The sequence below is a fragment of the Dongia sp. P2_B8 genome (assembly GCF_056404715.1).
Genome location: NZ_JBFUDM010000001.1, coordinates 693,758 through 718,869 on the forward strand (window position 1 = coordinate 693,758; position 25,112 = coordinate 718,869).

The 25,112-nt window shown below is 60.0% G+C and carries 28 protein-coding genes and 1 tRNA gene; 17 read left to right on the top strand and 12 right to left on the bottom strand.

Annotation, left to right across the window (positions count from 1 at the left end):
- Positions 1-10: 10 nt before the first annotated feature.
- On the bottom strand, positions 11-565 hold the full coding sequence (locus tag AC1DWZ_RS03135) for a hypothetical protein (RefSeq protein WP_477167404.1): 555 nt from the start codon (positions 563-565) through the stop codon (positions 11-13).
- A gap of 245 nt (positions 566-810) precedes the next feature.
- Here AC1DWZ_RS03135 and AC1DWZ_RS03140 point away from each other — a divergent pair, with 245 nt between their 5' ends.
- Both AC1DWZ_RS03140 and AC1DWZ_RS03145 read left to right on the top strand, forming a co-directional pair.
- On the top strand, positions 811-1,584 hold the full coding sequence (locus tag AC1DWZ_RS03140) for an ABC transporter ATP-binding protein (RefSeq protein WP_477167405.1): 774 nt from the start codon (positions 811-813) through the stop codon (positions 1,582-1,584).
- 276 nt (positions 1,585-1,860) lie between these two features.
- On the top strand, positions 1,861-3,162 hold the full coding sequence (locus AC1DWZ_RS03145; RefSeq protein ID WP_477167406.1) for a sensor histidine kinase: 1,302 nt from the start codon (positions 1,861-1,863) through the stop codon (positions 3,160-3,162).
- Positions 3,163-3,217: 55 nt separating this feature from the next.
- Here the strand turns inward: AC1DWZ_RS03145 and AC1DWZ_RS03150 are convergent, their stop codons facing one another.
- Positions 3,218-3,799, bottom strand: a complete 582-nt coding sequence (locus tag AC1DWZ_RS03150; RefSeq protein ID WP_477167407.1) for a PRC-barrel domain-containing protein — start codon at positions 3,797-3,799, stop codon at positions 3,218-3,220.
- Between the two features lie 215 nt (positions 3,800-4,014).
- On the opposite strand from AC1DWZ_RS03150, the gene AC1DWZ_RS03155 reads away from it, so the two are divergent.
- Together AC1DWZ_RS03155 and betC are read left to right on the top strand one after the other, a co-directional pair.
- Complete coding sequence (locus AC1DWZ_RS03155) at positions 4,015-4,263, top strand: GlsB/YeaQ/YmgE family stress response membrane protein (protein ID WP_477167408.1); 249 nt, start codon at positions 4,015-4,017, stop codon at positions 4,261-4,263.
- A gap of 64 nt (positions 4,264-4,327) precedes the next feature.
- Complete coding sequence (betC, locus tag AC1DWZ_RS03160) at positions 4,328-5,857, top strand: choline-sulfatase (RefSeq protein ID WP_477167409.1); 1,530 nt, start codon at positions 4,328-4,330, stop codon at positions 5,855-5,857.
- Between the two features lie 36 nt (positions 5,858-5,893).
- Here the strand turns inward: betC and AC1DWZ_RS03165 are convergent, their stop codons facing one another.
- Positions 5,894-6,574 (bottom strand): ureidoglycolate lyase, encoded by a 681-nt coding sequence (locus AC1DWZ_RS03165; RefSeq protein WP_477167410.1) that lies wholly within the window; start codon positions 6,572-6,574, stop codon positions 5,894-5,896.
- A 105-nt stretch (positions 6,575-6,679) separates the two neighbouring features.
- Here AC1DWZ_RS03165 and AC1DWZ_RS03170 point away from each other — a divergent pair, with 105 nt between their 5' ends.
- Together AC1DWZ_RS03170 and AC1DWZ_RS03175 are read left to right on the top strand one after the other, a co-directional pair.
- Positions 6,680-7,537, top strand: coding sequence for a LysR substrate-binding domain-containing protein (locus AC1DWZ_RS03170; RefSeq protein ID WP_477167411.1), 858 nt, complete (start codon positions 6,680-6,682; stop codon positions 7,535-7,537).
- 85 nt (positions 7,538-7,622) lie between these two features.
- Positions 7,623-8,150: a PAS domain-containing protein gene (locus tag AC1DWZ_RS03175; protein WP_477167412.1), complete on the top strand. Its 528-nt coding sequence runs from the start codon at positions 7,623-7,625 to the stop codon at positions 8,148-8,150.
- On the opposite strand, the gene AC1DWZ_RS03180 is transcribed toward AC1DWZ_RS03175, so the two are convergent.
- On the bottom strand, positions 8,147-8,809 hold the full coding sequence (locus AC1DWZ_RS03180; RefSeq protein WP_477167413.1) for an HAD family hydrolase: 663 nt from the start codon (positions 8,807-8,809) through the stop codon (positions 8,147-8,149). The two genes, AC1DWZ_RS03175 and AC1DWZ_RS03180, sit on opposite strands and share 4 nt — an antisense overlap.
- Before the next feature lie 202 nt (positions 8,810-9,011).
- Here AC1DWZ_RS03180 and AC1DWZ_RS03185 point away from each other — a divergent pair, with 202 nt between their 5' ends.
- Entirely contained in the window at positions 9,012-9,686 is a 675-nt protein-coding gene (locus tag AC1DWZ_RS03185) for a gamma-glutamylcyclotransferase (RefSeq protein WP_477167414.1), read from the top strand.
- Positions 9,687-9,712: 26 nt separating this feature from the next.
- Here the strand turns inward: AC1DWZ_RS03185 and AC1DWZ_RS03190 are convergent, their stop codons facing one another.
- The 3 genes from AC1DWZ_RS03190 to AC1DWZ_RS03200 all read right to left on the bottom strand — a co-directional run bounded on the left by AC1DWZ_RS03190 (position 9,713) and on the right by AC1DWZ_RS03200 (position 11,177).
- On the bottom strand, positions 9,713-10,033 hold the full coding sequence (locus tag AC1DWZ_RS03190; RefSeq protein ID WP_477167415.1) for a hypothetical protein: 321 nt from the start codon (positions 10,031-10,033) through the stop codon (positions 9,713-9,715).
- A 41-nt stretch (positions 10,034-10,074) separates the two neighbouring features.
- Positions 10,075-10,413, bottom strand: a complete 339-nt coding sequence (locus tag AC1DWZ_RS03195; RefSeq protein ID WP_477167416.1) for a hypothetical protein — start codon at positions 10,411-10,413, stop codon at positions 10,075-10,077.
- Positions 10,414-10,496: 83 nt separating this feature from the next.
- Positions 10,497-11,177 (bottom strand): DUF1062 domain-containing protein, encoded by a 681-nt coding sequence (locus AC1DWZ_RS03200; protein ID WP_477167417.1) that lies wholly within the window; start codon positions 11,175-11,177, stop codon positions 10,497-10,499.
- 425 nt (positions 11,178-11,602) lie between these two features.
- On the opposite strand from AC1DWZ_RS03200, the gene AC1DWZ_RS03205 reads away from it, so the two are divergent.
- Entirely contained in the window at positions 11,603-12,412 is an 810-nt protein-coding gene (locus tag AC1DWZ_RS03205) for a tetratricopeptide repeat protein (protein WP_477167418.1), read from the top strand.
- A gap of 186 nt (positions 12,413-12,598) precedes the next feature.
- Here AC1DWZ_RS03205 and AC1DWZ_RS03210 read toward each other — a convergent pair whose 3' ends face one another.
- The 4 genes from AC1DWZ_RS03210 to AC1DWZ_RS03225 all read right to left on the bottom strand — a co-directional run bounded on the left by AC1DWZ_RS03210 (position 12,599) and on the right by AC1DWZ_RS03225 (position 16,461).
- The gene (locus tag AC1DWZ_RS03210) at positions 12,599-13,675 is read right to left on the bottom strand and encodes a hypothetical protein (RefSeq protein ID WP_477167419.1); all 1,077 of its coding nucleotides are present in this window, start codon (positions 13,673-13,675) and stop codon (positions 12,599-12,601) included.
- Positions 13,676-13,766: 91 nt separating this feature from the next.
- The gene (locus tag AC1DWZ_RS03215; RefSeq protein ID WP_477167420.1) at positions 13,767-14,597 is read right to left on the bottom strand and encodes a type I restriction enzyme HsdR N-terminal domain-containing protein; all 831 of its coding nucleotides are present in this window, start codon (positions 14,595-14,597) and stop codon (positions 13,767-13,769) included.
- Between the two features lie 225 nt (positions 14,598-14,822).
- Positions 14,823-16,259 (bottom strand): sensor histidine kinase, encoded by a 1,437-nt coding sequence (locus AC1DWZ_RS03220; protein WP_477167421.1) that lies wholly within the window; start codon positions 16,257-16,259, stop codon positions 14,823-14,825.
- Between the two features lie 126 nt (positions 16,260-16,385).
- Positions 16,386-16,461, bottom strand: a tRNA-Ala gene (locus tag AC1DWZ_RS03225).
- 217 nt (positions 16,462-16,678) lie between these two features.
- Between AC1DWZ_RS03225 and AC1DWZ_RS03230 the strand changes: the two genes are divergently transcribed.
- From AC1DWZ_RS03230 to arfB, 4 genes are all read left to right on the top strand, one after another.
- Positions 16,679-16,972 carry a YggT family protein gene (locus AC1DWZ_RS03230; protein ID WP_477167422.1) on the top strand — a complete coding sequence of 98 codons (294 nt, stop codon included), beginning with the start codon at positions 16,679-16,681 and terminating at the stop codon, positions 16,970-16,972.
- Between the two features lie 37 nt (positions 16,973-17,009).
- The gene (locus AC1DWZ_RS03235) at positions 17,010-17,327 is read left to right on the top strand and encodes a DUF167 domain-containing protein (protein ID WP_477167743.1); all 318 of its coding nucleotides are present in this window, start codon (positions 17,010-17,012) and stop codon (positions 17,325-17,327) included.
- Positions 17,324-18,205 (top strand): bifunctional methylenetetrahydrofolate dehydrogenase/methenyltetrahydrofolate cyclohydrolase FolD, encoded by an 882-nt coding sequence (folD, locus tag AC1DWZ_RS03240; protein WP_477167423.1) that lies wholly within the window; start codon positions 17,324-17,326, stop codon positions 18,203-18,205. The genes AC1DWZ_RS03235 and folD overlap by 4 nt, the downstream gene beginning before the upstream one ends.
- A 74-nt stretch (positions 18,206-18,279) precedes the next feature.
- Complete coding sequence (arfB, locus tag AC1DWZ_RS03245; RefSeq protein ID WP_477167424.1) at positions 18,280-18,699, top strand: alternative ribosome rescue aminoacyl-tRNA hydrolase ArfB; 420 nt, start codon at positions 18,280-18,282, stop codon at positions 18,697-18,699.
- Here the strand turns inward: arfB and AC1DWZ_RS03250 are convergent, their stop codons facing one another.
- Positions 18,700-18,888: a DUF3553 domain-containing protein gene (locus AC1DWZ_RS03250; RefSeq protein WP_477167425.1), complete on the bottom strand. Its 189-nt coding sequence runs from the start codon at positions 18,886-18,888 to the stop codon at positions 18,700-18,702.
- Between the two features lie 13 nt (positions 18,889-18,901).
- Here AC1DWZ_RS03250 and AC1DWZ_RS03255 point away from each other — a divergent pair, with 13 nt between their 5' ends.
- From AC1DWZ_RS03255 to AC1DWZ_RS03275, 5 genes are all read left to right on the top strand, one after another.
- Entirely contained in the window at positions 18,902-19,540 is a 639-nt protein-coding gene (locus tag AC1DWZ_RS03255; RefSeq protein WP_477167426.1) for a histidine phosphotransferase family protein, read from the top strand.
- Between the two features lie 174 nt (positions 19,541-19,714).
- Positions 19,715-22,687, top strand: coding sequence for a chemotaxis protein CheW (locus AC1DWZ_RS03260; RefSeq protein ID WP_477167427.1), 2,973 nt, complete (start codon positions 19,715-19,717; stop codon positions 22,685-22,687).
- An 83-nt stretch (positions 22,688-22,770) separates the two neighbouring features.
- Positions 22,771-23,187, top strand: coding sequence for a chemotaxis protein CheW (locus AC1DWZ_RS03265; RefSeq protein ID WP_477167744.1), 417 nt, complete (start codon positions 22,771-22,773; stop codon positions 23,185-23,187).
- Positions 23,188-23,508: 321 nt separating this feature from the next.
- Positions 23,509-23,874 carry a response regulator gene (locus AC1DWZ_RS03270; RefSeq protein ID WP_477167428.1) on the top strand — a complete coding sequence of 122 codons (366 nt, stop codon included), beginning with the start codon at positions 23,509-23,511 and terminating at the stop codon, positions 23,872-23,874.
- A 59-nt stretch (positions 23,875-23,933) separates the two neighbouring features.
- Positions 23,934-25,106 carry a protein-glutamate methylesterase/protein-glutamine glutaminase gene (locus AC1DWZ_RS03275; protein WP_477167429.1) on the top strand — a complete coding sequence of 391 codons (1,173 nt, stop codon included), beginning with the start codon at positions 23,934-23,936 and terminating at the stop codon, positions 25,104-25,106.
- Positions 25,107-25,112 lie beyond the last annotated feature (6 nt).

A 25,112-nucleotide genomic window follows, 5' to 3' on the forward strand; every position in this document is an offset into this window, starting at 1 on the left:
AGGAAGAGACTTACTCAGGAAAGTTAACGCGCTTCAGGGCGTCATAAACCTGATCCCGATTGCCGATCCGGCTGCAGCCGAAGCCGATGACATGGCGGCGCCAGCCGCCTCGTTCATGGCCGTAATAGCCTTGGAATCCGACACAGGCTGATGGGATGGTCTTGTAGTCGCTGTTGAACTCCGATGTTGTCAGGCCGGCGATCGACTTGCCTGTGTGCCAGTCTTCGACATCCAGGGATTCGAATGCATCGGTGAGATTCTTGCGCAGGCTGCTGCCGCCCGGGAAGATGTAGCGGAAATTCGTTTTGAGATCGCCGATCACCAGAAAATGGGTGCCATCCGCGGCGCTGGCTTCCAGCGACTCAAAGGTCACATCGGCGCCATTATCCGTTTCGCAGGTGAGATCGTAGCCGTCTCCAGAGAGGTTAAGGCGGATCGAGCTGCATTCAACTTCGTCGGCGTCAGCTTGCCGCAATTGGCCGAACAGCAGCACACCCAGGGCAAGGATGGCGATCGATAACAGCCGGCAGATGGGCAGATGGCGGGGTGTGCTCAGTGCATTCATTCCTGTTTTTCCCGATTCAGTTGCTTAAGTTCGATCGCCCAGCGACTTTGGCGAACTCAACTTTCCAAGTCAAATGGCGCCCTCGCGCCGGATTCGACCGGATGATCAGGGCAAGAATGCAGTGGAAAAGTTGATTTTTCCTTGGCGGCGCCTGGGAAAGTGGGTTTATCTTTCCCCAGGGGCTGGGTAACGCGGCTCCGTCAAAAATGACGCGACCCAGAACAGGGACAGGCAAGGGGGCTTAAATGGCGCAATCTGCGCTCGAAGTCGAAGATCTGCACAAGCGATTCGGCGAGTTGGAGGTATTGAAGGGCGTCTCGGTAACGGCACATACTGGTGACGTCATTGCCATGATCGGTTCGTCCGGGTCCGGCAAGAGTACGCTTCTGCGCTGTATCAATCTTTTGGAAACACCCGATTCCGGCAAGGTCACGGTGAGCGGCGAGCTCATCCGCATGCGTCCGCTCAAGAACGGGCATGCCACCCCGGAAGACTGGAAGCAGGTCGACCGCATCCGCTCCAGCCTCGGCATGGTCTTTCAAAGCTTCAACCTGTGGTCGCATATGACGATCCTGGAGAATGTCATCGAAGCGCCGATCCATGTCTTGAAGCTGCCGCGCAAGGACGCCATCGAACGGGCGGAGAAATTGCTGGCCAAGGTCGGCATTGTAGACAAGCGCAATCACTATCCGAATCATCTTTCCGGCGGACAGCAGCAGCGCGCTGCCATCGCGCGGGCGCTGGCGATGGAGCCCAAGGTGATGCTGTTCGACGAACCGACCTCGGCGCTTGATCCGGAACTGGTCGGCGAAGTGCTGCGCGTCATGCGTCAGCTGGCCGAAGAAGGCCGCACCATGCTGGTCGTGACCCACGAAATGGGCTTTGCCCGCGAAGTTGCCAACAAGGTCATCTTCCTGCATCAGGGGCGCATCGAGGAGGAGGGGAACCCGAAAGAGGTTTTCGCCAATCCGCGTTCTGACCGCTTGAAGGGTTTTCTGCAGACCGCCCATCACAAGTGATTGGCGGACAGATTGCGGACGTGTCAGGCGGGCCATGGTGCCCGCCTTTTCTTTGCCCTAACTGCTGAGATCGGCGCGGGATTTTCCGGTTGGTGAACAGTTTGTTAACCACTGTGACGGACACTTCTTTCCAATCCAGGAACGGGGCTCCCCAGCTATGTGTGATCTATCCCAAAGCAAGAGATTGGACAGGGCTGAGAAATTAGACGGGCGGCTGACCGCGTGAGGGCGAGGCGGGCAGCAAACACGGGAGGAATGCTCCTGCGGCGCCGGGGAATGATTGCATCCATCATGCTGGTGGCCAACCTGTCCGGTTTCGTGGCCTTCGCTGCCTGGCTGGGAATTGCCGATCATGCTGAGACGCCTGGCAGCGTGTGGGTTTTGACCGTTGTTGTTGGCGCCGTTCTTTCGGTCAATGTCGGTATTTGCGGTTGGGCGGTCAGCCTCAGGAAGAACGCACCCGTCTATGAGGAGGCCTTTGTCTCCTTGATCCTCGACTCCGTCGATGCCGTGATCACGGTCTACGAATCTTCCGGCAAGCTGCTGCGTGCGAACAAGGCGGCAGAGAAGCTCTCCGGCTTTAGCCAGGTGGAACTGCTTGATCCGGAAGTCTGGCGCACGATCCTACCAGGTGCTGAATTCGAGCGCATCGGTACCATTACCAGCGGCCGGCGCGCTGACGAGTATCCGATCATCAACGAGAATTACTGGGTGAGCCGCACTGGCGAACGCCGCCTGCTGCGTTGGTCGAACGTTGCCCTGAAGGATCCCAAAGGTCGGATTTCACTTGTGGTCTGCATCGGCTTCGACATCACGGAACAGCGACGCTTCGAGGCAGATCTCATTACTGCAAAGAACGATGCCGAACTTGCCAATCGTGCCAAATCCGAATTCCTGGCCAATATGAGCCATGAATTGCGCACCCCGTTAAACGCGATTCTCGGCTTCTCCGAAGTCATAAGGGATCAACGCGTCGGCGCCGATCTCGACACGTATCGGAACTATGCTGTCGACATTTATGACAGCGGCCAGTTGTTACTCCAACTCATCAACGACATTCTCGATATGGCCAAGCTGGAATCCGGCCGCATCGATCTTGAAGAGCACGAGATCGATGTTCCAGCCGTCGTGGCGCTCAGCCAGCGTCTGGTTGAGCAACGCGCCGCCGAAGGTTCTGTACATATCACCATGGATATTGCCCCCGACTTGCCGCCGCTGCTGGGTGGTGAGCGGGCATTGAAGCAGATTGTCCTCAATCTGCTCTCGAATGCCGTCAAATTCACCCCGCCCGGTGGCGAAGCCAAGGTCGTGGCCAAGCTCAATGCACAAGGTGGTATCGAGATTCTGATCAGCGACAGCGGCATCGGCATTCCGCCGCATTCGCTCGAAAAGCTGTTCCAGCCCTTCTATCAGGTCGATGCCAAGGTATCGCGCCGCTATGGCGGTACGGGACTGGGTCTTGCCATCACCAAGAAATTGGTCGAGGCCCATGGTGGTCAGATCGCCGTCACCAGCGTGCCCAACGAGGGCACGACGGTTACCGTCTCATTCCCACCGCAGCGAACACTGAAGCAATAAAAAAGCTCCGGCGAAGAATCTTCGCCGGAGCTGTGGCAGTATCGTGTGGATATCTTTATTCAGTCGTGGCTGGTGCTGCTGGCGCCGGTGCCGGGGTAAGTGGCGCCGCCGGCTGCTGCGATTGCATCCGTGCCGCGTCGGCCTCAGCCTGCTGCGCTTCCTGGGTCTTGAAGGTCGGTGCGGCCTCCAGCTGATCCTCGGTATATTTGATCTGCAGCAGTTTCGGTTCTGGCTGCACGTCGACCTCGTCCCAGGTGAGGCCGACCGATTTAGCACCCAACCCCATGATCCCGCCAACCGACAGGACCAAGCCAGTGGCCTTGCCGTTGGTATCGAACAGGATGTCCTTCACCGTGCCGACTTTGTCGCCTTCCGGACTGAAGACGGTGGCGCCGATCAGGGTTTCGGCACGGACTTCGTTAGCACGCTGCGCCGGAATGACGGCCTCGCTGGGTGGTGGTGTCACCGGTGCTTCCACCGCCACCGTGCCCACGCTATCGCTGGACGTGGCGGGGGCTGTGTCGGTCGTCGCGGGCGGTGTCACAGTCGTGGCATCCTCCGCCTGAGCGCTCGACAAGGCGCCCGGACCGAACGCCAAAGCGGCGACGGTTGTTAGCAAGGCGATGCGCTTCATCATGACGTTTCTCCTTCACTGATTTTAGTCACGAACGGGCGGTTCGGGGCCGCTCAGCTCCTAAAGGAAATGGTCCGCCTGGGGCATCGTTCCCATGGATGGGCGAAATAGCCGTGACAATCCCGTGAAAGACGAAATCCGGCAGCAACGAGTGGCGAAATATCCGAATATTCGTTAGTGTCTGCAGGCAACATTTACAAAAAGCGGGGAGAATTCACATGGGCTGGTTAGCGTGGATCGTGTTTGGCCTGGTCGCCGGTATCGTCGCTAAATTCATCATGCCGGGACGCGACCCTGGCGGTCTCATCGTGACCATCCTGATCGGCATTGTCGGGGCGCTCCTGGGCGGCTGGCTCGCCTCGCAGTTCGGCTTCGGTGGCGTCACGGGCTTTGATATCAGGAGCTTCATCATTGCCGTGATCGGTTCCATGATCCTGCTCTTTATCTATCGCCGCTTCCGCGCCTGATTGTTGCGCCCGCGTCTTAACATTTTGAAAGACGCGGGCGCTGCCGCCGCGTCATGTGAGCATCATGACTGAGTCTGGTTCCAAGAAACCCAACATCCTCTTCGTCATGTTCGACCAGTTGGCAGCACTATCATTGCCGGCCTATGGTCACAGACTGGTCAAGACGCCGCATCTCGATGCGCTGGCTGCCCGCGGCACCTTGTATGAAAACGCCTACTGCGCGGCGCCACTTTGCTCACCATCGCGCTTCGGCATGCTGACCGGGCAGTTGCCATCGCGCTTTGGTGCTTTCGACAATGCCAGCGAATTGCCCTCCAGCATCCCGACTTTCCTGCATCTGCTACGGCGCGCCGGCTATCGCACCTGTCTTTCCGGCAAGATGGATTTTACCGGCGCCGACCAGCTGCATGGCTATGAAGAGCGCCTCACCACCGATCTTTCGCCTTCCGATCTCGGCTGGACGCCGGACTGGGACCATCCGGATGCGGTGCAGCCCTGGTATCACACGCTGCAATCGGTGGCCGAGGCGGGCCCATGCGACTATTCGCTCTCGCTACAATATGACGAGGATGCGGCCTTCAAGGCGAAGCAATGGCTGCACCAGAATGCCGATCGCCCTGACGGCCGGCCGTTCATGCTGACACTCTCGATCATGCATCCCCATGATCCCTATCAGGGCTTGCGCAAATTCTGGGACCTCTATGATGAATCCGCCATCGACATGCCGGCGGTGAAGCCTAAGCCGGTGCAGGAACGCGATGCTGTGGGCAAGCGCCTGTACCAGCTCTATGACCGCGGTGAGATCCCGCTCTCGGACGCGCAAATTCGCCGCGCGCGCCATGCCTATTATGCCATGGTCAGCTATTGCGACGATCTTCTGGGGCGTCTCGTCGAGACGCTGAAAACGCTGGAGGCGCTCGACAACACGATTGTCATCGTCACGTCGGACCATGGCGACATGCTGGGCGAGCGCGGCCTCTGGTACAAGATGACCTTCTTCGAGCGCGCTGTCCGCGTGCCGCTGGTCTTTGCCGGCCCCGGCATCGGCAAGGGCCGGCGCGTTGCTCCGCCGGTTTCGCATCTCGATCTGCTGCCGACCTTTGCCGATCTTGCCGCCAGTCCCTTCACCGATCTCACCGGCGACGGGCACAGCCTGTGGCCGAGCCTCACCGGCAAGGCGCCGCCAATGGGCGAGGTCCGCGGCGAATATATGGGCGAAGGCTATGAACAACCGGCCATCATGATCCGGCGCGGTGACCGCAAATTCACCTACGCCCGCGATGATGGGGCGATGCTGTTCGATCTCAAGGCCGACCCGCTGGAAGAGAACAATCTCGTGCGTGACCCCTCATGCTCTGCCGAGGTTGCGAGCTTCATCAGCGAAGCTGAAACGCGTTGGGATTTTGACGATCTCAAGACCCGCGTACTGGAAAGCCAGCGCCGCCGCCGGCTGGTGCATGATGCGTTGGTGAAGGGTCGCATTGCGCCCTGGGACTTTGAACCGCGCCAGGACGCTTCCCAAGCCTATTACCGCAATTACGGCGCCGATCTCCCCGATCCCGACGCGATCCTGCGGCGGCCGAAGCGCTCATAAGCATAGGCCCTGACGTCAACCATGAGACGGGGAAGTCTAGAGCTTTGCCCGCGCGGCATCCTTGCGTAGGGGAACGGAAAGGTAGCAGCCAAATTCCTTGGGGAAGTTTGATCCCACGCGGGCATGCACCTTTCCCTGACGGCCGAAGAAGCGGAAGCTGTCGTTCACCGGGCACAGCGCCTCGTGCCAGACATTGGGGTGGATATAAAGCCCGGTGCCACCATCGGACCAGAAGGCGACGAAGCTTTCTGGCGTGATGTCGTCGCCCGGCAAGGCCAATGTCGTGACGAAGGGGCCGGGTTCCAACGGAAAGAACAGCTGTCCGCCGTCCGGGTGATAGTTGCAGCGCCACAACAGCAGATCCTCGCGCGGTGCCGTTTGGCGATCCTCCCGCGCCTGGGATGGCAGGCAGCTCCAACCCAGGACGTAATCGTCATTCACGGCCTCGTTGCGGGCGCGCAGCACGTCGCCATGCCATTTGAAGGCGAACTCCCCCTCGGTCGTGCCGCCCTGATCGCCGGTGCCGGGTTCCACCTGGCGCCAGCCCAGCGACGGCCAGCGCACGATCTCGACCGCCCGCGCATCGGGATGCTCGATGATCTCGCCGTAACCCTTCAAATTCTCAGGCGTTSCCAGCACCAGGGGGATCTTGTGTACCGGCATGTCCGGCATGGTGGAGGCCAGTGGCTTCAGGTTGGGGGCAACGAGCGCGGTCATGGCAGACTCCTCCGGCAGAATGGGAGGCTCACTTTCGGCCCATCCTTGACATTAATCCAATTTGAAATCATGACTTTAAATTATCATGAAACTTATACCTCAATCATGAGCTACAGCCAATTGCGCGCCTTCGATGCGGTGGCGCGGGCGGGCAGCTTCTCCCGTGCCGCCCAGATGCTGGGGGTTACCCAGCCCGCCGTCTCGCTTCAGGTGGCAGCCCTCGAGCGTGCCTATCGCACCGACCTCGTCCAGCGCGCCGGCGCCGCACTGGGCCTGACACAGGAGGGGCAGGCGCTGTTTGCTCTCACCCGCCAGATGTTCAGCGTCGAGGCCGAGATCGAGGATTTCCTGACCGCTTCCTTGAAACTGCAGCGCGGGCATTTGCGCTTTGGTGCCGATGGGCCACATCTCGCCCTCGACCTGGTGGCCGGTTTCCGCAAGCTCTATCCCGGCATTACCCTGGAGCTGGTGCTGGGCAATGCCACCGAGACCTGGAATGCCTTGCAGCAATCGGCGGTCGATGTGGCGATGCTGGCCAACCCGCCTGAGGATGTACGGGTGGGTTATGTCCCGGTGGCGGAGCAGGACATGATGCTGCTGGTGCCGCGCGGCCACGCCTTGGCCAAGCGTCCGGATATCGGGCTCAAGGACATAATCTCTGAAAAAGTCATTTTCCGCGAACATGGGTCGAACACCCAGCGCACGCTGGAGCGTCGCTTGAAGAAGCTGCGGCTGACACTTCATCCGATCCTCACGGTCGGCAGCCGCGAGGCGATGATCGAGGCGGTATCGCGCAAGATCGGCATCGGGTTCATCTTCGCGCGGGAAAAGAACGAGGATCCGCGCAGCGTCGTGGTGCCGCTCCGCGAGCTGCGTGCCTCCAACCGGAACATGCTGGTCTATCTCAAGCCGCGCCGCCGCCGCCGCACGGTGCAGGCGCTCATCGACCTTGCGGCAGGATAGGGTCCATTGCCATAAGGACTGCGACTAATTACCTTATTTGCAACTGCGGTGTGCGAACCGCGTCCCGCTCTGGAACAGGAATGCCATGCCGGAATCAAGGTTTCGCCTGTTGGGCCGCACAGAAATGGCGGATCTTCGCTGCCGCGCCCCGCGGAACCGGGATATGCTCGATTACTGGCTGACACGGCTGCGCGGGCGGCGCATGCCGCGGCGGGCGGATATCGACCCGGCGGACATTCCGACCCTGTTGCCGCACATCATGATGACAGATATCAGCTACGCACCGTTTCGCGTGCGCTATCGGCTGGTGGGCACGGCCATTGCCGAATTCGCGAAATTCGATTTCACCGGCCAGTATGCCGACGAGCTGCAATTCCAGGATGAGGACAACTTCGACTATGCCGGTTGCTATGCCAAGGTCGCGGCGGCGAAGGCGCCCGGCATCGGCCTCTCGCATTGGCTGGTGCATGGCAATTCGGTGCGCTGGATCGAATTCATCATCTGCCCGCTGGCCAATGATGATCAACTGGTCACGCAATGCATCGCCACGGAAGATTATGAACCGCTCAATCTCCTGGAGCGCGAATCCATCGTGCCGGTTGAGAAGCGTTAAGCCGGCACCATCTGCCGTTCTATGAGCGCTCGCACCCGCGCGTCGCGATAGTCCTTCACAGCCAGTGTCGCCCCCATCTCCAGGAATGCCGCTTCACCGAGCGACGTCATCATGCCCACGACCGGGATATTGGCGTCATAGGCGGCGCGCAGGCCCGACGGTGAGTCTTCGAAGGCGATCGAGCGGGCCGCCGTGGCCCCCAGCCGCTCAAGGCCCGTGAGATAGGGCAGGGGATGCGGCTTTGCCTGCGCCAGCTCGTCGCCGATCACCACGGCCTGGAACCGCGCCGCGATGCCCAGCGCATTCAGCACCAGCTCGGCATTGGCGCGCGGCGCGTTGGTGACGACGCCACAGGCGATCTTACGGCCGGCAGCCCAGTCGAGAAGTTCGATCAGGCCGGGAATGGGATCGATAGCACCCACCATCGACCGGTAGGTCGCTTCCTTGCGCGCGAGGAGAGCTGCTGATTCCGCGGCCGGCAGATGCGGCAGGAAGGTCTCGGCGATGCCGCTGTTGGGCTTGCCCATGATCTTGGCGGTATAGGTCGGGCGATCGACATTGATGCCATGTTCGGCGAACAGCAGGTTGAAGGCCTCAAGATGGATATGATCGGTATCTACCAGGGTCCCATCGAGGTCGAACAGCAAGGCGGTCGTCATCAAAATATCCTGAAGAGTAAGGGAATGCCGTGGTTAACCTCACGTCTGGCGTGAGATTTCATCACCTTCACTCATAACCCGGCCGGGAAACGCGCGTCTTGTGCATTTTATGCAGTCTGCTTGTTGCCAGACGCAGACCGGCCGATTAGGCTCCGCCCACATTTCGCGTCGATTGGGGTTGGTCCTGAAGCCTGTACGCCATATGAGCCTCACGCCGGAGTTAGTGTCGCGGGTGCACCGCGTGCTGGCGGATGAGGGGCCTGATCCCGGCCTCGTCTATCACAGCGACGAAGACTATGCGGCGATCGTCGAGCACATGCTCTCGTCGCATGATACGGGCACACCCTGCTGGCTCTTCGCCTATGGCTCGCTGATCTGGAAGCCGGAAGTTCCGCACGTTGCGGAAAAGCGCGGGACGGCGCGCGGCTGGCACCGCTCGTTCTGCTTCCGCATCCACCGCTTCCGCGCGACACGGGCAGCGCCCGGCCTGATGATGGCCCTCGACCGCGGCGGCCAATGCAGTGGCATGCTCTATCAGCTGCCTGGCGAAGATCTCCCCGCGCAGGTCGACAAACTGTTCCGCCGTGAATTTACCGTGAAGCCGCCCAACTGCCAACCGCGCTGGATCACGGTCACCACCGAAGATGGCCCGGTGCGCGCCATCGCCTTCGTCATGAATCGCCAGGCCAAGGCCTATACAGGCAAGCTGACGCCGGACGAGGTTGCGGACATCGTCAGTCGCTCCTGCGGGCATTGGGGAACCTGCGCTGAATATCTCTACAACACGGTGGCGCATCTCGAGGCCAAGGGTATCCATGACCGCCACCTTTGGGACCTGCAGGAACTGGTAGCGGAACGGATCAGCCGGCGCAGCTAACCGACGCGCGCCGCCGACCAACGCCGCTACGGCGTTGTCGGATTACTGGCTCCGTTGTCGGGGCTGGCACCGTTCGGCAATTGCTGCTGATCATCGGCATCCGGCGTTCCTTGAATTTCCGGCTGCCCGGACTGCGTATCGACGTCCGGCGCGCTCGGCTCTTCCGGAATGGTCGTGTTCTGCTGGTTCCGTGGACAGGAAATCGGGTCGCCCGGAAAGCCGGTACACCCAGCACCTGACGGTGCCGTGGGGTCGGTCGGTGTGTTGTCCTGCTGCGCCAGCGCTGGGGCACTACCGCCCACCAGCGCTGCAAGCGCCATGACGGAAAGTCCATATCTGATCTTCATTGCACGTCTCCTTCAAGAATCGCGTCGGGAACAGCAACGAACTAATTGCCGCTGGCGCCCGAACTCGTGCCCGTCAGAGGAACGACTGCGTCGCCATTGTTGCCGCCTGACGGCAACGGGGCAGAATCCTCACCGCCGCCGGAGCTGTTGTCCGGCTCCGTGGTTTCTGTACCGGTATTGGGCTTGAGCGTGCCCGACCGGTCGTCAACAGGCGTTGGGTCGGATTGCTGCGTGCAAGACGCACTCGATCCGGCTGCGCACCCGGCACTCGGGTTGGATTGCACGGTTGAACTTTGCGCCACTGCGGCACCCGCGCCAAGCAGGTTGACACCGAGCAGGATTGCCAGTGCCGCCGCAGATAGGCTCTTCTGTCGTCGCATGATGAGTCTCCACTTCTTCCCATACCAACGGGGCTGGGGTGGGGATGTTCCGCCGAAACACCCGCGATAAACCGGATATCTCGTCACTCAGCGCGGAGAATCTCCGACTTATGGCCGTTCTCCTGCAAATGGTCGACGCTTGTCTCAAAGCCGCTCAAGGTAAGCCACGCCTGCTGCCCGTCGCTGGCCGGTCGCTTGAAAGCTCTGGGCAAGGATGGCCGAAGCTGCAGCATGCCGCGCGCGTGAAGCGCCAGGACTTCTTGGCGGCGCACCGACAAAGCCCAGGCAATGAGACGGTCAAGCCTCACCTGACACGTAGGGGCCACATCGACCGAGAGCAGGATGGCAACGCTCTCCTGTGTCACCGGCCGCAGGAGTGTGCGGACGAGAGCAACCTCGCGCACTGGCACGATCTCGGCGCCCGCTGCACGCAGCCCCTGCGCATCGCTGGCATGGCGGCGGACCATCGCCGCATCGTTCTGCATCAAGGCCTCAAGTTCGGCGACATCGAAGCTCCGCGCGGTGCGCCGTTCGTGGATGGGATAGTTCCAGACCGCGTCACAGGCATCGCAGCGATAGATGAGCCAGGCATCCAGCGCCTTGCCATTGGCATTGACGCGGAACTTGCCGCTGCTCCGGAAGGGCTGCTGACCCTTGCACCGCGCGCAATAGCGCCGGATATGCGGCTCGGTAGCGGGGGCAACATGGACTTGAAGATGGGCGAGGTGCAGATGGGCGACGGGGTCGCAGGTTTCAAAGGACATAACGCAGGCAGCCTTCCGATCCGGAAGTGCTGGAGAGCGATGCCTAGAAAGACTCTAGATGATGGAAGTCGGTTTGGCGGAGGAGGGTTATGGGGCGAAGCGGGTGCCAACTGGATCAAGGGTGCGTGGGGTGCCGCTTCGCCCCTTGGGTAGAGGCGCAATCTTGCCACAACCGATCCCAGCCCACCGCCACCAGCACAAAAACCCCAGCACCCGACACATGAGGTCAGGGCGCTGAAGAGCGCGGGGTTCACTGAGATCGGTCAGATCTTAGGCAAAGTGGCCTCAAGAAAAGGTTCGACAAGAGCGTCGCAGGTGCAAATATAAGAGGCGCCAGTCGGGGCTGGCAACCAGAAAGTAAGGGGCCGAATGGAGGTGTGCCGATCTTCAAGAGTCGGCAACATATTCGCGCGGTGGGGTGAGGGATGAATCAGGCGATCAAGGGTGCGGCTCTTGCGCTGGTGCTGTGTTGGGGGATGGCCGGCAGCGTATCCGCGGATCAGATCGAAGACGGCTTCGCCGCCTATACCAGCGGCGACTTCGCAACCGCCCTCAAACTGTTCCAGCCGCTTGCCGAGGCGGGCAATGCCCGTGCCCAGAACAATCTCGGCGTCATGTATGGCAGCGGCAATGGCGTCCCCCAGGATTATGCCGAGGCGCGGAAATGGTACCGTCTTGCCAGCGACCAGGGCTATGCCGCGGCCCAGTTCAATCTCGGCCAGCTCTACCGGCTGGGCCAGGGCGTGCCGCAGGATTACGCCATGGCTGGCAAATGGTATCGCCTGGCCGCCGACCAGGGCTATCCCGCGGCCCAGTTCAACCTCGGCATCATGTACGCCAACGGTAATGGCGTGCCTCAAGACAACGCGGCTGCCGTCACCTGGTACCGGCTGGCAGCGGAGCAAGGTTATGCCAAGGCCCAGTTCAAACTCGGTGCCATGTACGATTTCGGCCGCGGCACTGCGCAAAGCGATGCCGATGCCCTCCACTGGTACCGCCTCGCCGCCGACCAAGGCCACCCCACCGCCCAGAACAATCTCGGCGCCATGTACGCCGACGGCCAAGGTGTGCCCCAGGATTACGTGCAGGCACTGATGTGGTTCACGCTGGCAGCAAAAGGTGGTGACCAGGACGCGGTGCTGAGCAGCGACCTCGCGGCGCGGCTGATGACACCGTCACAGGTTGCGGAGGCCAAGCGGCTGGCGGCGGAGTGGCGGGTGAGGGGTGGGGAGTGAAGGAGTTGATGTTACGGATAGTCAGACATTGAGAAAAATCTGGCGTTCGCCGAAATCAGTTGGATATCTGGTGAGGTATGGTTTCAAGAAGAGCAGTCAGTGTCTTCGTATCCAGCGCAGGTTTCTTTGGTTCTGGCGGCTCTATGCTGCATAGTTGAACTGAAGTACTTAGAGCATTTTCTGATGCTATTCGGGACGAACCCCGAGATCGAGAGTTGCCTTGTGCAAGGCTTCGATGAATTTTTCAAATGTTGATATTGCGCGGTTGTGAAGCGCCAGGCCCACTGTAGGGTCATTTTGCGGTTTCAGTGTAGTTTGAGGCGAGGCGTGAACAACGCGGTGTCTGTGGTTGAATAGGATCTTGAGGTCGGAAACAACGTCGTTGCCAATTCCCATGCTTGAGAACTTCAAGTCATATGCTCGGTTGAATGCGTTACTCACTTTGGCGAAGTTCTGGAAATTTATCCGGCGCTGCTCATTGATCCAAAGATCAAGAATGGACATGTTCTGCGCGCGCGCAATATTTTCGCTTTCGCCAATAAATGTTTGATCGCTCTCTGAGCTGAACCGTATGGCTTTGGCCAATGCACTGATGTTGGGGGAAATGCCTTCTTGCTCAAGYTCCACAAAGCGCGTTTTACAATAGACTTCAAATCCTGTGACGAGCTTTGTAACGATTGAGTTGCGCATTATATTGTCAAAAATATATCCCTCGTCCGACTTTCCTTTCTGAAGCGTTTCGCAAGCTGATTTGGTTGCATTCCATTTCTCTAGTGCCGTGGGAAGAAATACCAGCGCTCCGTCAATTTCGAGTTCGAATTCGATCACTTGGACATTGTCATCGCCTATTTGGAAAATCTCATTTTGCCTATTCACGCGATACGATCGAGTCGTAGGTCGGCCTTCTTGAGTCAATTCCTCTGCGTCGGGCAAGCCAATAGGGATCACGCATAGTTGTGTTCTCTTCGGATGCCATTTCATCACAATCTGGAACACAGACGCTGAAGTTTTTCTCAGGTCGATTTTTGCGACGCGACTGCCTGTTCCTGGTGACCAGTGATAATAACTTAAGGCAGGTATGTCCTCTCGTTCGACTCTGATTACTTGGCCGCCGCTGCTGGCCTCCAGAATAACTTGACCTGGCGCCATATGGTCAAACAAGCCTTCTCGACTCAACTTAAAGCCGGCGGTTCCAACGGGCGTCGCATGATCTGCCGCAAATCGCTTAGCAAACTCCTGCGCAGCGCGCGATAGGGGCGACATTTCCAGCTATTCCTAACATGGAGTATGTGTCGTCAAATTAATGCGGAATAAACAATATTGCGGAATTCGATGCTGAAATCTTAGGCGAGACTTACGCTGGAGTGGTTGAGAGCCCCGTTACAGATGCCATTGCGCTGGATTCATCTCGGTCCGTTGCTGCGGCGGACAAACTCTTCTCTCTCCCGCGTTCAGCCGATCGCATGGCCTTCTTTAATGCCGTGACTGCCAATTTTGCTTCGTCGCTATCAACAACCTCGCGTTTGAGAACGTCGTTCTGCAGAACCCAGAGCAGTTGCTCTTCTTCGACCTTGAGACCAGGAAAAGCTCGGCGCAGTTCGCGGCGCAAAGCAGAAATCATCGTTTCAGTCATCAGTGCCGCTGCCAGCGAAAATTTGCTGGTGGCCTGCTGCTGCTGAAAGACCGCAGCCATGGAACTAGCGGTGAAGCCTTCGCGACTTAGGTTACCGAAGCAGTCCAATAGCGATGGACTGCGACCGGTCACATCGAGCAGATTGAGGTCGAAAACGACTGATTTATCGATCGGCTGCTTGAAGTGAATCTTATAGACGCGCCAAACAATACCGTTCGTCAGGATGACCCACTCAACGCCGTGATTGGCGCCGTAGTCGATGGCTTGTTTAACGTGATTGTCTTTGAGATCGACACCGATGGCCTTGGCCTCGATCAAGAACCTCACTTCTGAGCCGACTTTGACGGCAAGGTCGACATAAGTGCCACGGATGGCGAACTCGGTCGTGACCTCAGTGTATTTGGCATAGCCAAAGATGTCCGACAGCATGTCGGCGATAATGACGACGGTATCGGATTCACTGATATCGCGCGCTTTCGCGGCGGCGAGTACGTTCTGATAACGCTTCAACTGACCGGCAATACGGTCGAGTGCCTTCTTTGGTACCGCCATGGCTATCTCCCCCATTTTCGTCCTGCGGCGGCCAGCATGAGACGCGTGGTGTCGCAGTGGCTCCCAGGAAAGAGCCTGCTCCCGAAGAAGGATATTAGTCAACGGTTAGTTGTTTATTGAATATGATACTCTCTATTTCCGATGCTGTCGCCAATCAGCTCGCTCTCGACCCACCTCATAACTCTGGCGATGTAGCGAGCGAAGGTATCGAGCGCAGCAACTCCGTCACCCCACCCCACCCACCGGCAACCACACGCGGACATTCGTGCCGCGGTCTTCTTCGCTGTCGATGGTGACCTCGCCGCGGTGTAGCTCCACCAGGCGTTTGGTGATGGAGAGGCCGAGGCCGATGCCACCATGTGACCTGGTGGCGCTTGAGCCGGCGAAGGCGAAGGGTTCGAAGATTGTGTGGAGGTCGTCCGAATTGATGCCGATGCCGGTGTCCTCGACGCTGATCTCGACGCTATCGCCGATCTTCTGACCATTCATCTGGCTGGCGTCTGCGATAGGACTGCCCGCTGTGACGCGCAGCCGCACGCTGCCGCCTGGCTTGTTATACTTGATGGCGTTGGAGAGCAGGTTGATCAGGATCTGCTTCAAGAGCTGTTCATCTGCCACGATCCGGTCTGCGGCATCGTCGATGTGGACGGCGACGTCAATGTCGCGCGCCACGGCTTTGTGCTGGGTCATGGTGAGCGCGCTCCGTGTCACATCCTTGATGCTGACGGGCCGCAGTTTCACCTCGGTCTTGCCGGCCTCGATGCGTGACATTTCGAGGAGGTTGTCGATGATACCAAGGAGATGCTGGCCGGCGCTGCGGATATCGCGGCCGTATTCCGCATAGCGCTCGGCCATCGCGCCAAAGCGTTGTTCGGCGATCACGTCGGAAAAGCCGATGACGGCGTTCAAGGGCGTGCGCAGTTCATGGCTCATATTGGCCAGGAACTCGGACTTGGCGAGATTGGCGCTGACGGCATGGGCGTGCTCCTCCTTGAGACGTGCATTGAGGGCATAGAGATCGTCGGCCTGGCGGCGCAGCCGCGCGTTGCCGGCTTCGACCAGCTGGCGGGCACGGACGAGTTCGGTGACGATCAAGGCAAGGCCGGTCGCCAGAATGAGGATGAGATCGGCGGCGTGGATCAGGAAATGGACCGGATCCTTGACCACCAGCCAGGGTATGTTGACCAGCCCGCGCAACGCGAACAAAAGGCCGAGCGTGGTATTGCCGATATCGACGCGCCGCGTCAGGAACAGATAGGTGATCAGCAGATAGGCAAGTGCTGTCAGGGACGGGACGTAGACGACGCCGGGAATGTGGAGCGTGAGCGCCACGATCTGGGTCGTGGCATAGAGCGCCATGCTGGCACAGAGCAGAAGCGGCCACGGCACGGCACGCCTGGCAAGCACCAGGCAGCCGGCCAGCAGGAACACCACGCCGGCAATGAACACGGCATCCGCGACGATGCCGCGCCAGGGCAGATGCACGATGCCGGTATCGATGCCGCGCATCATCTGCACGGTCGCGACGCACAGGAAGGAGATGCCGAAGCTAGCCAGATGAAACTGGCTCTGCAGCCGCCATAGGATAAAGAACGTCGCAGCGACAACTGCAACCGAGATGCCGGAACTCAGCGGCAGAAAGGCTTCGAGCGGAAGAGGCATCCGATTGCCTGCGATCCATGGCCAAGGCTGGATGCTAGTGCAATGGTTCGCCAAGTGCCAAGGGCTCGCAGCTGACGGCGCGGCGCGAGGCGGAAAATAGATGTGGGGTTAGGAATTCAGTTTAATTGGTGGACCCGATCAGAATCGAACTGACGACCTCCTCATTGCGAACGAGGCGCTCTCCCAACTGAGCTACGGGCCCACCCGCTGGGATTCCGGCGCGGGGCCGGAACGGGCGGGAATATGGTTGGGGGGAGGGGCGCTGTCAAGCCTGGGTTAACGGCTTGAAAATAAGGCGCTTTGCCGCATATTTGCCTTGCCGGGGGTGGATCGCCATATTTAGGGTCCTTTTCCGGCCCAAACCAACCCCAAGACCCAACCATCGGGCCAGCCAATTGGCCCTCTATAGCGAGAATTCGATGGAACCGCTTTTCAGCAGTCTGATCTGGCTCCTCCTCCAGGTGATCAGCATCTACATCTTCATCCTGGTGGTCTATTGCGTGTTGAGCCTGCTGGTCAGCTTCAACGTCGTCAATCCGCGCAACCAGCTGGTCAGCATCTTGATGCGCTTCGGCTTTGCGGTGACCGAACCGGTGCTGGCGCCGATTCGCAAGATCCTGCCCAGTTTTGGCGGCTTCGATCTGTCGCCGCTGGTTGCCATCCTGCTGCTGGGCTTCATCCAGAAGCTGATCGTGGGCTACGCCTATTACTGATGCCCGCTGCTATGAGCCGCTGGCGGACGGTATCCGCCTGCGGCTCAAGGTGACGCCCAAATCCCGCCGCGCGGGGCCTCAGGGCTTTGTCGATCTGCCGGAAGGTGGTGTCGCCCTGAAGTTCGGCATCAATGCGGCGCCGGAGGATGGCAAGGCCAACGCGGCGGTCATTGCCTTGCTGGCGAAACACCTCCCTGTCGCAAAAGCGGCCATTTCGGTCGCCGCGGGGGCAAAAGACCGGCGCAAGCTGGTGGACATTCGGGGCCATCCGGAAACCCTGGCCCGAGCACTTGACGCGTGGCTGGCGGCGGCCATCAAAGACGACATCATTGAAGACGGGGCGATTGCACCATGAGCGACCAGAAGATCATCGACGGCAAGGCCTTCGCCGAAAAGATCCGCACCAAGATCGCGGCCCAGGTGGCGAGCCTGCAGAAGAACAATGGCTTCACGCCGGGTCTTGCGGTCGTGCTGGTGGGCGAGGACCCGGCCAGCAAGGTCTATGTGCGCAACAAGGGCGAGCAGACCAAGGCCTCCGGCATGGCAAGCTTCGAGCATAAGCTCGATGCCAGCACCTCACAGGCGACCTTGCTGTCGCTCATTGACCAGTTGAACAAAGACCCGAAGGTCAACGGCATCCTGGTGCAACTGCCGCTCCCGAAGCAGATCGATGCCCAGTCCGTCATCAACGCCATCGATCCCGATAAGGATGTGGACGGCTTCCATGTGGTGAATGCCGGCCGCCTTGCGACCGGCGGCCAGGGCCTTGTCCCATGCACCCCCTATGGCTGCCTGCTGCTGCTCAAAGACCGGCTGGGGGATCTTGCCGGCAAGCATGCCGTTGTCATCGGCCGCTCCAATATCGTGGGGAAGCCCATGGCACAGCTCCTCCTCAACGAGAGCTGCACCGTCACCATCGCCCATTCCAAGACCAAGGATCTGCCGGCCGAGGTGCGCCGCGCCGATATCGTCATCGCCGCCGTCGGCCGGCCGGAAATGGTCAAGGGCGACTGGCTGAAGGAAGGTGCCGTGGTCATCGATGTCGGCATCAACCGGGTCGAGAAGGACGGCAAAGGCCGCCTGGTGGGCGACGTGGATTTCCAATCCTGCATCGGCCGCGCCGGTGCCATCACCCCGGTCCCGGGCGGGGTGGGGCCAATGACCATCGCCATGCTGCTGCACAGCACGCTCACTGCTGCCTGCCGCCAGCACGGGGTCAAAATCCCGGAATAAGGGTCAGCTAATCGTTTAGCTAAACGATTAGCTAATCGATTAGCTGGGCGTTTTTTGCTAGTTTGCGGCCCATCATGATCGACGTCACCAGCCGCATACGTCTCGACGAGCGCGAGATCAAAGAAAGCTTCATCCGCGCCTCCGGGCCGGGCGGGCAGAATGTTAACAAGGTCTCGTCGGCGGTCGAACTCCGGTTCGACGCCAGGAACTCACCCTCGCTGCCGGAAGGGGTGCGCGAGCGGCTGATGAAACTGGCTGGCCGGCGCCTGACCCTGGGTGGCGAGATCGTCATTACCGCCCAGAGCCATCGCAGCCAGGAAATGAACCGGGCCGACGCCCTGGAAAAGCTGCTCGAGCTCATCCGGGCGGCGACCATTGTCCCCAAGGCCCGGCGCAAGACCAAGCCCACCAAATCCTCGCAAGAGAAGCGGATGAACAGCAAGGCCAAGCGCGGCGATGTGAAGCGCCTGCGCACGTCGCGTTCTGACGACTAACTATTCTGGCTCAGCCGCGATCAGGGCGACGGTTTTGAGGTCGAGCACGACCTTGCCCAAATGTTCAAAATTCACCGTGACGCGTGCGCCCAGCACGGTTTGTATGCGCCCGAGACCCCATTCCAAATGGTTCGGGTTGCGTACGAAGCCGCCAGGGGCGAGAGTAGTCGGCATCAGAGATTCGGCCATATAGAGAGCCTACATGAAAATTGATCTCGCCGTCCTGGAACTGACCTGCTCGCGCCTGTGCCACGATCTGATCAGCCCCATCGGCGCGGTCAATAACGGGCTCGAACTGCTGGAGGACGAGCAGGACCCGGATCTGGTGGTCGAAGCGAGGGCGCTTGCCGCCCGCTCGGCAAGGCGTGCCAGCATCCTCCTCCAGGCCTATCGCTGCGCGCTGGGCAATGCCGGCAACCAAGCCAGTTTCGGCTTCGGCGAGGCGATCAAGCTGGCGCGGGATTTCCTGGAAGGCGGACGGGTGGCCCTGGGCGGGGTGCCGGCCATGTCGCCCGACGCCCTGGCGACCGGCTTTCCCAAATTGCTGCTCATCGCGGTCATCCTGATGTCGGAGACTCTGGCCCGGGGGGGCGACCTGCTCTTGGTGCTGGATGGCGAGGGGCCGGGGGCCAGTTTCAGGCTGATTGCCGAAGGGCAGCAGATTGTTTTGGCTGAGGAATACAAGGCCCTGCTGGCGGCAGATGCCGGCACGGGAAACCTGGATGCCCGCAACGTGCTGGCCTATCTCACCGGCCTCCTGGCGCGGCGTATCGGGATGAAGATCGAGATTGGCCAGAGCAATGCTGGCCGGCTTGAATTTCTGGCGACGCCGGCTGCCTAAAAAATATTCAAAGACACGCTAGCAGGGGTGGATTCGCTAAAAATATCAGACTTTTACTTAAGGCCGTGCAGCTTCACGCAATATTAATCCTTTTCGCCAAGGATTGGGACGCGAAATCGGCCTTCCGGCTGGTGTATCGCTGGCCAATTTGGCAAACGGAGTGGGGCAGGCGCCATGGACGATCTGTTGAGCGAGTTTCTGACCGAAACCAACGAGAACCTCGCCGTATTGGATGTCGAGCTGGTCAAGCTCGAGCAGAACCCGAACGACATCGATCTGTTGTCGAACATTTTCCGATTGGTTCACACGGTGAAGGGCACCTGCGGCTTCCTCGGATTGCCGCGGCTCGAATCGGTCGCCCATGCCGGCGAAAACGTGCTCGGCAAAGTGCGCGACGGCGAGCTTGAGGTCACGGCCCAGGCAGTCACCCTGATTTTGGCTTGTCTCGACCGGATCCGCACCATCATGGGCGATCTGGAAGCGACCGGTACTGAGCCGCAAGGCGACGATTCGGAACTCATCAAGAGCCTCAACGCCTTCGCCGACGGCGGCAAGGCGGTTGCTCCGGCACCAGCCGCCGCTGCTGCTGCACCGGCCCCCGCGGCAAGCGCTCCTGCAGCACCTGCTGCCAAGGCAGGTGCCACGATCTACGAACAGATCGGTGGCATGGGCACGGTCGACGCCGTGGTCGAAGTGATGTTCATGCGCATCACAGGCGATCTCCGGGTCAAGAGCGTGTTCGACGGCGAAAGCATCGACCACCTGCAAGGCCATATGCGCGAGTATCTCGCGAAGCTGTGCGGTGGTCCGGATTCCAATACCCCCAATCCGCTGGCCGGCCGTGCCATGTCGGATGCGCAATTCGACGCCTTCTGCGGTCACTTGCAGGCGGCGCTCAACACCCTTGAAGTCCCGCAGCAGATTGCTGCGATGGTCATGGGCATGATCTATGCCGGCCGGGAAGAAGCGACCGGCTCGGCGGCACCTGCTGCTGAAATCGTCGAAGCTGCACCGGTCGTCGCTGAAGTGAAGCCCGCCAAAGCGGCGCCGGCGAAGAAGGAAGCCCCGGTCGATGGCGACACCAAGGAATCGGCCATCGCCAACCAGAGCATTCGCGTCAATGTCGAGTTGCTTGAGAACCTGATGACCATGGTCAGCGAATTGGTGCTGACCCGCAACCAGGTCCTGCAGATTCTGCGCAAGCACAAGGACAGCGAATTCGCCGCCCCCTTGCAGCGCCTGAACCATGTTACGTCGGAACTGCAGGAAGGCGTCATGAAGACGCGTATGCAGCCGATCGGCAATGCCTGGGCCAAGCTGCCGCGTATCATTCGCGATCTTAGCCACGAATTGAAGAAGAAGATCGATCTGATCATGATCGGTCAGGATACCGAGCTTGATCGCCAGGTCCTTGAGATGATCAAGGATCCGCTCACCCACATGGTGCGGAACTCGGCCGATCATGCCATCGAGATCCCCGAGGAACGTCGCCGTGCCGGCAAGGCGGAAACGGGCAAGATCACCCTCAACGCCTATCACGAAGGCGGCCACATCATCATCGAAGTGAACGATGACGGTAAGGGCCTCGCTCTTGACAAGATCAAGGCGAAGATTCTTCAGAACAACCTCGCCACCGAAGGCGAGCTGGAGAACATGTCGGATCAGCAGATCCAGCAGTACATCTTCAAGGCCGGCTTCTCGACCGCCGCCAAGGTCACCTCGGTCTCCGGCCGCGGTGTCGGCATGGACGTGGTACGCACCAATATCGAAAAGATCGGCGGCACCATCGAACTGCGCTCGGTCGAGGGCAAGGGCACCAGCTTCTCGATCAAGATCCCGCTGACCCTCGCCATCGTCTCGGCCCTGGTCGTCGAATGCGCTGAAGAGCGTTTCGCCATTCCGCAGATCAGCGTCGTCGAGCTGGTGCGGGCGAGCCCGACCGGCGAGTTGAAGGTCGAGCGCATCAACGACACTCCGGTCCTGCGCTTGCGCAACAAATTGCTGCCGCTGGTCTCCTTGCGCGAGAAGCTGAAGCTGGAAGCCAAATCCGACCGTAGCAGCGACGATACCTTCATCGTCGTGACGCAGGTCGGCACCTATCAGTTCGGCATCATGGTCGACCGCGTGTTCGACACCGAAGAAATCGTTGTGAAGCCGGTGGCGCCGATCCTGCGCCATATCGAGGTCTTCTCGGGCAATACCATTCTGGGCGACGGGTCGGTCATCATGATCCTGGATCCCAACGGCATTGCAGCGACCTCGGGCCAGATCAGCATGGGCGACGCCGATGCCGCCGAGAAGCAGGCGCTCCGCAGCCGTGCTCATGGCGACGAAGCCGTCCCGCTGCTGCTGTTCCGTGCCGGTACCGGTGCGCCGAAGGCCGTTCCGCTGGCGCTGGTCGCGCGTCTCGAAGAAATCGAACGGAAATCCATCGAGCGCTCGAACGATCGCCTCGTCGTGCAGTATCGCGGGCAGTTGATGCCGCTGGTGCCGCTCGAAGGCTATCCGGACCTGACCGCGACCGAAGGTCGCCAGCCGGTGCTGGTATTCTCGGATCGGGAACATTCAATGGGCCTGATGGTCGACGAGATCGTCGATATCGTCGAAGCCAAGCTCAATGTCGATCTGGCCGCGGACACGCCGGGCCGTATCGGCAGTGCCATCATCGCGGGGCAGGCGACCGACATCATCGATACCGGCTTCTTCCTGTCGCAGGCCTTCTCCGATTGGTTCGGCTCCAGCCGCGCCGACGCGACGGGCGATGCGACCAAGCGCGTGCTGATGGTCGATGACAGTGCCTTCTTCCGCAATTTGCTGGCGCCGCAATTGTCGGCGGCCGGGTTCTCGGTCACCGCGGTCGATAGCGGCGACAAGGCCCTGGCTCTGGCTGAAGCCGGCGAGGAGTTCGATCTCATCATCTCGGATATCGAGATGCCGGGCATGGATGGTTTTGCCTTCTGCGAAGCGGTCAAGAAGAGCGGCCGCTGGCAGACGACACCAATCATTGCGCTGTCGTCTCACGCCAGCCCGAAGGAATTGGCCAAGGGCCGCCAGGTCGGGTTCGACGATTATGTCGCCAAGTATGACCGTGAAGGCCTGGTGCATACCCTCAACGAAGCTCTTTCTGAAGTGCGAGGTGCCGCATGAGCGGTGTAAAGAATGGTGTCGATAGCGATTTCGGCACATCGAGCAGCGCCACCAACAGCGGCGAGCAGCGCGACTATGTGACCATGTCGATCGGCGACCAGATGTTTGGTATTCCGGTCCTCACCGTGCAGGACGTGCTGGGCCCGCAGAATATTGCCCGCGTGCCGTTGGCGCCGCCGGAAGTTGCCGGCAGCCTCAATCTGCGCGGTCGCATTGTGACGGCGATCGATGTCCGCCCACGCCTGGGCCTGCCGACCCGCGAAGGTGGCAAGGCGGCGATGTCGGTCGTGGTCGAACACGAAAACGAACTTTACAGCCTGCTGGTCGACAGTGTCGGCGAAGTATTGAGTCTCAACTCGCGCGATTACCAGCGCAACCCGCCGACCCTGAGCGCGCGCCTGCGCGAGTTTTCAGACGGCATCTATCGCCTCAACGGGTCGTTGCTGGTCGTGCTCAGCGTGGGCTCGCTGCTTGACTTCAACCGCGCCGACGTAGCTTAGACGGCGCGTGTCAGAGATTGAGACCAATCGGGGATCGCGACCAATCAGGCCCGGCGGGCCTGATTGCAACTGACCGGGGCTAGGGGCCTAGGTACTAGGTAAAAGTGCCAAGGTAAAAATATCGGGCAAATGTACTGGGGCGGAAAGCGTGGGTATGAGAGGGGATTCCCCTTCGATAACCCGAATTCAGCTAAAAAACCCTGTACAACGATTGACGGACCCCGTCGGGGCTGACTATTGATAGAGATGAGAGTGCTTGCAAGTTGTAAGGCCTGGTTGTGATCAACTTAACGGCCTGCGTTCGACGAACGGAGTATCTGAATGAAGTCTTGTCTGGTCGTTGACGATTCGAAGGTCGTCCGCATGGTGGCCCGAAAGATTTTGGAGGGTCTCAACTTTCAGGTGGTCGAAGCCGAGAATGGTAAGCTGGCCATGGATGAGTGCGTCAAGGTCATGCCGGACGCCATCTTGCTCGACTGGAACATGCCCGTCATGAGTGGCATCGAATTTCTCCGCCTGTTGCGCAAGTCGGATGGCGGTCAGATTCCCATCGTCGTGTTCTGCACCACCGAAAATGATATCCAGCATATCCAAGAAGCGATCACAGCCGGCGCCAACGAATACATCATGAAGCCGTTCGACAGCGAGATTATCGAGTCGAAGTTCTCCCAGGTCGGGTTGTTGTGATTGCGCCCAAACTGCGAAGACTGACGGGCTGTGAAGGCAGATTGGGGTAGGTTCGCGTAATGACACCATTCAAGGCGGCAGCAGCCAGCACGAGCACAAATGGCGGCAAACAAGCCGGTCCTTACCGCGTCATGGTGGTGGATGATTCCGCGGTCATCCGCGGGCTGCTCACGCGCGCACTGGAAACCGACCCTACCATCAAGGTCGTCACCACTGTCGGCAACGGCCAATTGGCGATCGATGCGCTGGGCCGGCCCGATACCGATATCGAAGTGATCGTGCTCGACATCGAAATGCCGGTGATGGATGGCATCACAGCGCTGCCGCGCCTGCTTCAGACCAAGCCGGGCGTTGCGGTCATTATGGCCTCGACGCTGACCTTGAAGGGCGCCTCGGTGTCGATGAAGGCGATGTCGCTGGGGGCGTCGGACTATGTGCCGAAGCCCACGACCACCGGCGCTATTTCTGCTGCCACGGATTTCAAGACAGATCTGGTCGAGAAGGTGAAGTCCTGGGCGCAGGCCGGCCGCCGCAAACGCGGCATTGCTGCCCCGTCGCCCACGGCCGAGCCCGGTGCTGCTGCCGCTACAGCGCCCAAGCGCCTTTATGGCGGTCAGCCGATCAAGTTGCGCGACATGCCGCCCTTGCTGAAGCCGGATTGCTTGGCGATCGGTTCGTCGACGGGCGGGCCGCAAGCCCTGTTCAAGGTGTTCCAGGCGATCGGCAAGATCACACATCTGCCGGTGTTCGTGACGCAGCATATGCCGGCAACCTTTACCACCATTCTCGCCGAACATCTGGGTCAGGCCGCGGGCATGCCGTCGGCCGAGGCGAAAGATGGCGAACCGGTCGTCCCTGGCCGAATCTATGTCGCTCCGGGCGACTTCCACATGGTGATCGAGGGAAATTCTGCGCAACGCGTCGTGCGCCTGAATAAGAATCCGCCTGAGAATTTTTGCCGCCCGGCTGTCGATCCTATGTTGCGCTCCATCGCAAAGGCTTATGGCAACAAGACTTTGTTTGTCATGCTTACGGGAATGGGGCAGGATGGACTTAAGGGGGCGCAGGAACTAACCAATGTCGGGGGAACGGTGATCGCTCAAGACGAACCTAGTTCCGTTGTCTGGGGCATGCCCGGGGCGGTTGCGACCGCTGGGTTGTGTTCGGCTGTCTTGCCGCTCACGGATATCGGGGCTTTCGTCAAGAAGGCCATCACCCGCAGCGTGGCATGAGGCGAA

Excerpts from the sequence above, each read along its gene's own strand:
- AC1DWZ_RS03135 (WP_477167404.1), bottom strand. The coding sequence starts at position 565 with ATGAATGCACTGAGCACACCCCGCCATCTGCCCATCTGCCGGCTGTTA.
- AC1DWZ_RS03140 (WP_477167405.1), top strand. The coding sequence starts at position 811 with ATGGCGCAATCTGCGCTCGAAGTCGAAGATCTGCACAAGCGATTCGGC.
- AC1DWZ_RS03145 (WP_477167406.1), top strand. The coding sequence starts at position 1,861 with ATGATTGCATCCATCATGCTGGTGGCCAACCTGTCCGGTTTCGTGGCC.
- AC1DWZ_RS03150 (WP_477167407.1), bottom strand. The coding sequence starts at position 3,799 with ATGATGAAGCGCATCGCCTTGCTAACAACCGTCGCCGCTTTGGCGTTC.
- AC1DWZ_RS03155 (WP_477167408.1), top strand. The coding sequence starts at position 4,015 with ATGGGCTGGTTAGCGTGGATCGTGTTTGGCCTGGTCGCCGGTATCGTC.
- betC (WP_477167409.1), top strand. The coding sequence starts at position 4,328 with ATGACTGAGTCTGGTTCCAAGAAACCCAACATCCTCTTCGTCATGTTC.
- AC1DWZ_RS03170 (WP_477167411.1), top strand. The coding sequence starts at position 6,680 with ATGAGCTACAGCCAATTGCGCGCCTTCGATGCGGTGGCGCGGGCGGGC.
- AC1DWZ_RS03175 (WP_477167412.1), top strand. The coding sequence starts at position 7,623 with ATGCCGGAATCAAGGTTTCGCCTGTTGGGCCGCACAGAAATGGCGGAT.
- AC1DWZ_RS03180 (WP_477167413.1), bottom strand. The coding sequence starts at position 8,809 with ATGACGACCGCCTTGCTGTTCGACCTCGATGGGACCCTGGTAGATACC.
- AC1DWZ_RS03185 (WP_477167414.1), top strand. The coding sequence starts at position 9,012 with ATGAGCCTCACGCCGGAGTTAGTGTCGCGGGTGCACCGCGTGCTGGCG.
- AC1DWZ_RS03190 (WP_477167415.1), bottom strand. The coding sequence starts at position 10,033 with ATGAAGATCAGATATGGACTTTCCGTCATGGCGCTTGCAGCGCTGGTG.
- AC1DWZ_RS03195 (WP_477167416.1), bottom strand. The coding sequence starts at position 10,413 with ATGCGACGACAGAAGAGCCTATCTGCGGCGGCACTGGCAATCCTGCTC.
- AC1DWZ_RS03200 (WP_477167417.1), bottom strand. The coding sequence starts at position 11,177 with ATGTCCTTTGAAACCTGCGACCCCGTCGCCCATCTGCACCTCGCCCAT.
- AC1DWZ_RS03205 (WP_477167418.1), top strand. The coding sequence starts at position 11,603 with ATGAATCAGGCGATCAAGGGTGCGGCTCTTGCGCTGGTGCTGTGTTGG.
- AC1DWZ_RS03215 (WP_477167420.1), bottom strand. The coding sequence starts at position 14,597 with ATGGCGGTACCAAAGAAGGCACTCGACCGTATTGCCGGTCAGTTGAAG.
- AC1DWZ_RS03220 (WP_477167421.1), bottom strand. The coding sequence starts at position 16,259 with ATGCCTCTTCCGCTCGAAGCCTTTCTGCCGCTGAGTTCCGGCATCTCG.
- AC1DWZ_RS03230 (WP_477167422.1), top strand. The coding sequence starts at position 16,679 with ATGGAACCGCTTTTCAGCAGTCTGATCTGGCTCCTCCTCCAGGTGATC.
- folD (WP_477167423.1), top strand. The coding sequence starts at position 17,324 with ATGAGCGACCAGAAGATCATCGACGGCAAGGCCTTCGCCGAAAAGATC.
- arfB (WP_477167424.1), top strand. The coding sequence starts at position 18,280 with ATGATCGACGTCACCAGCCGCATACGTCTCGACGAGCGCGAGATCAAA.
- AC1DWZ_RS03250 (WP_477167425.1), bottom strand. The coding sequence starts at position 18,888 with ATGGCCGAATCTCTGATGCCGACTACTCTCGCCCCTGGCGGCTTCGTA.
- AC1DWZ_RS03255 (WP_477167426.1), top strand. The coding sequence starts at position 18,902 with ATGAAAATTGATCTCGCCGTCCTGGAACTGACCTGCTCGCGCCTGTGC.
- AC1DWZ_RS03260 (WP_477167427.1), top strand. The coding sequence starts at position 19,715 with ATGGACGATCTGTTGAGCGAGTTTCTGACCGAAACCAACGAGAACCTC.
- AC1DWZ_RS03265 (WP_477167744.1), top strand. The coding sequence starts at position 22,771 with ATGTCGATCGGCGACCAGATGTTTGGTATTCCGGTCCTCACCGTGCAG.
- AC1DWZ_RS03270 (WP_477167428.1), top strand. The coding sequence starts at position 23,509 with ATGAAGTCTTGTCTGGTCGTTGACGATTCGAAGGTCGTCCGCATGGTG.
- AC1DWZ_RS03275 (WP_477167429.1), top strand. The coding sequence starts at position 23,934 with ATGACACCATTCAAGGCGGCAGCAGCCAGCACGAGCACAAATGGCGGC.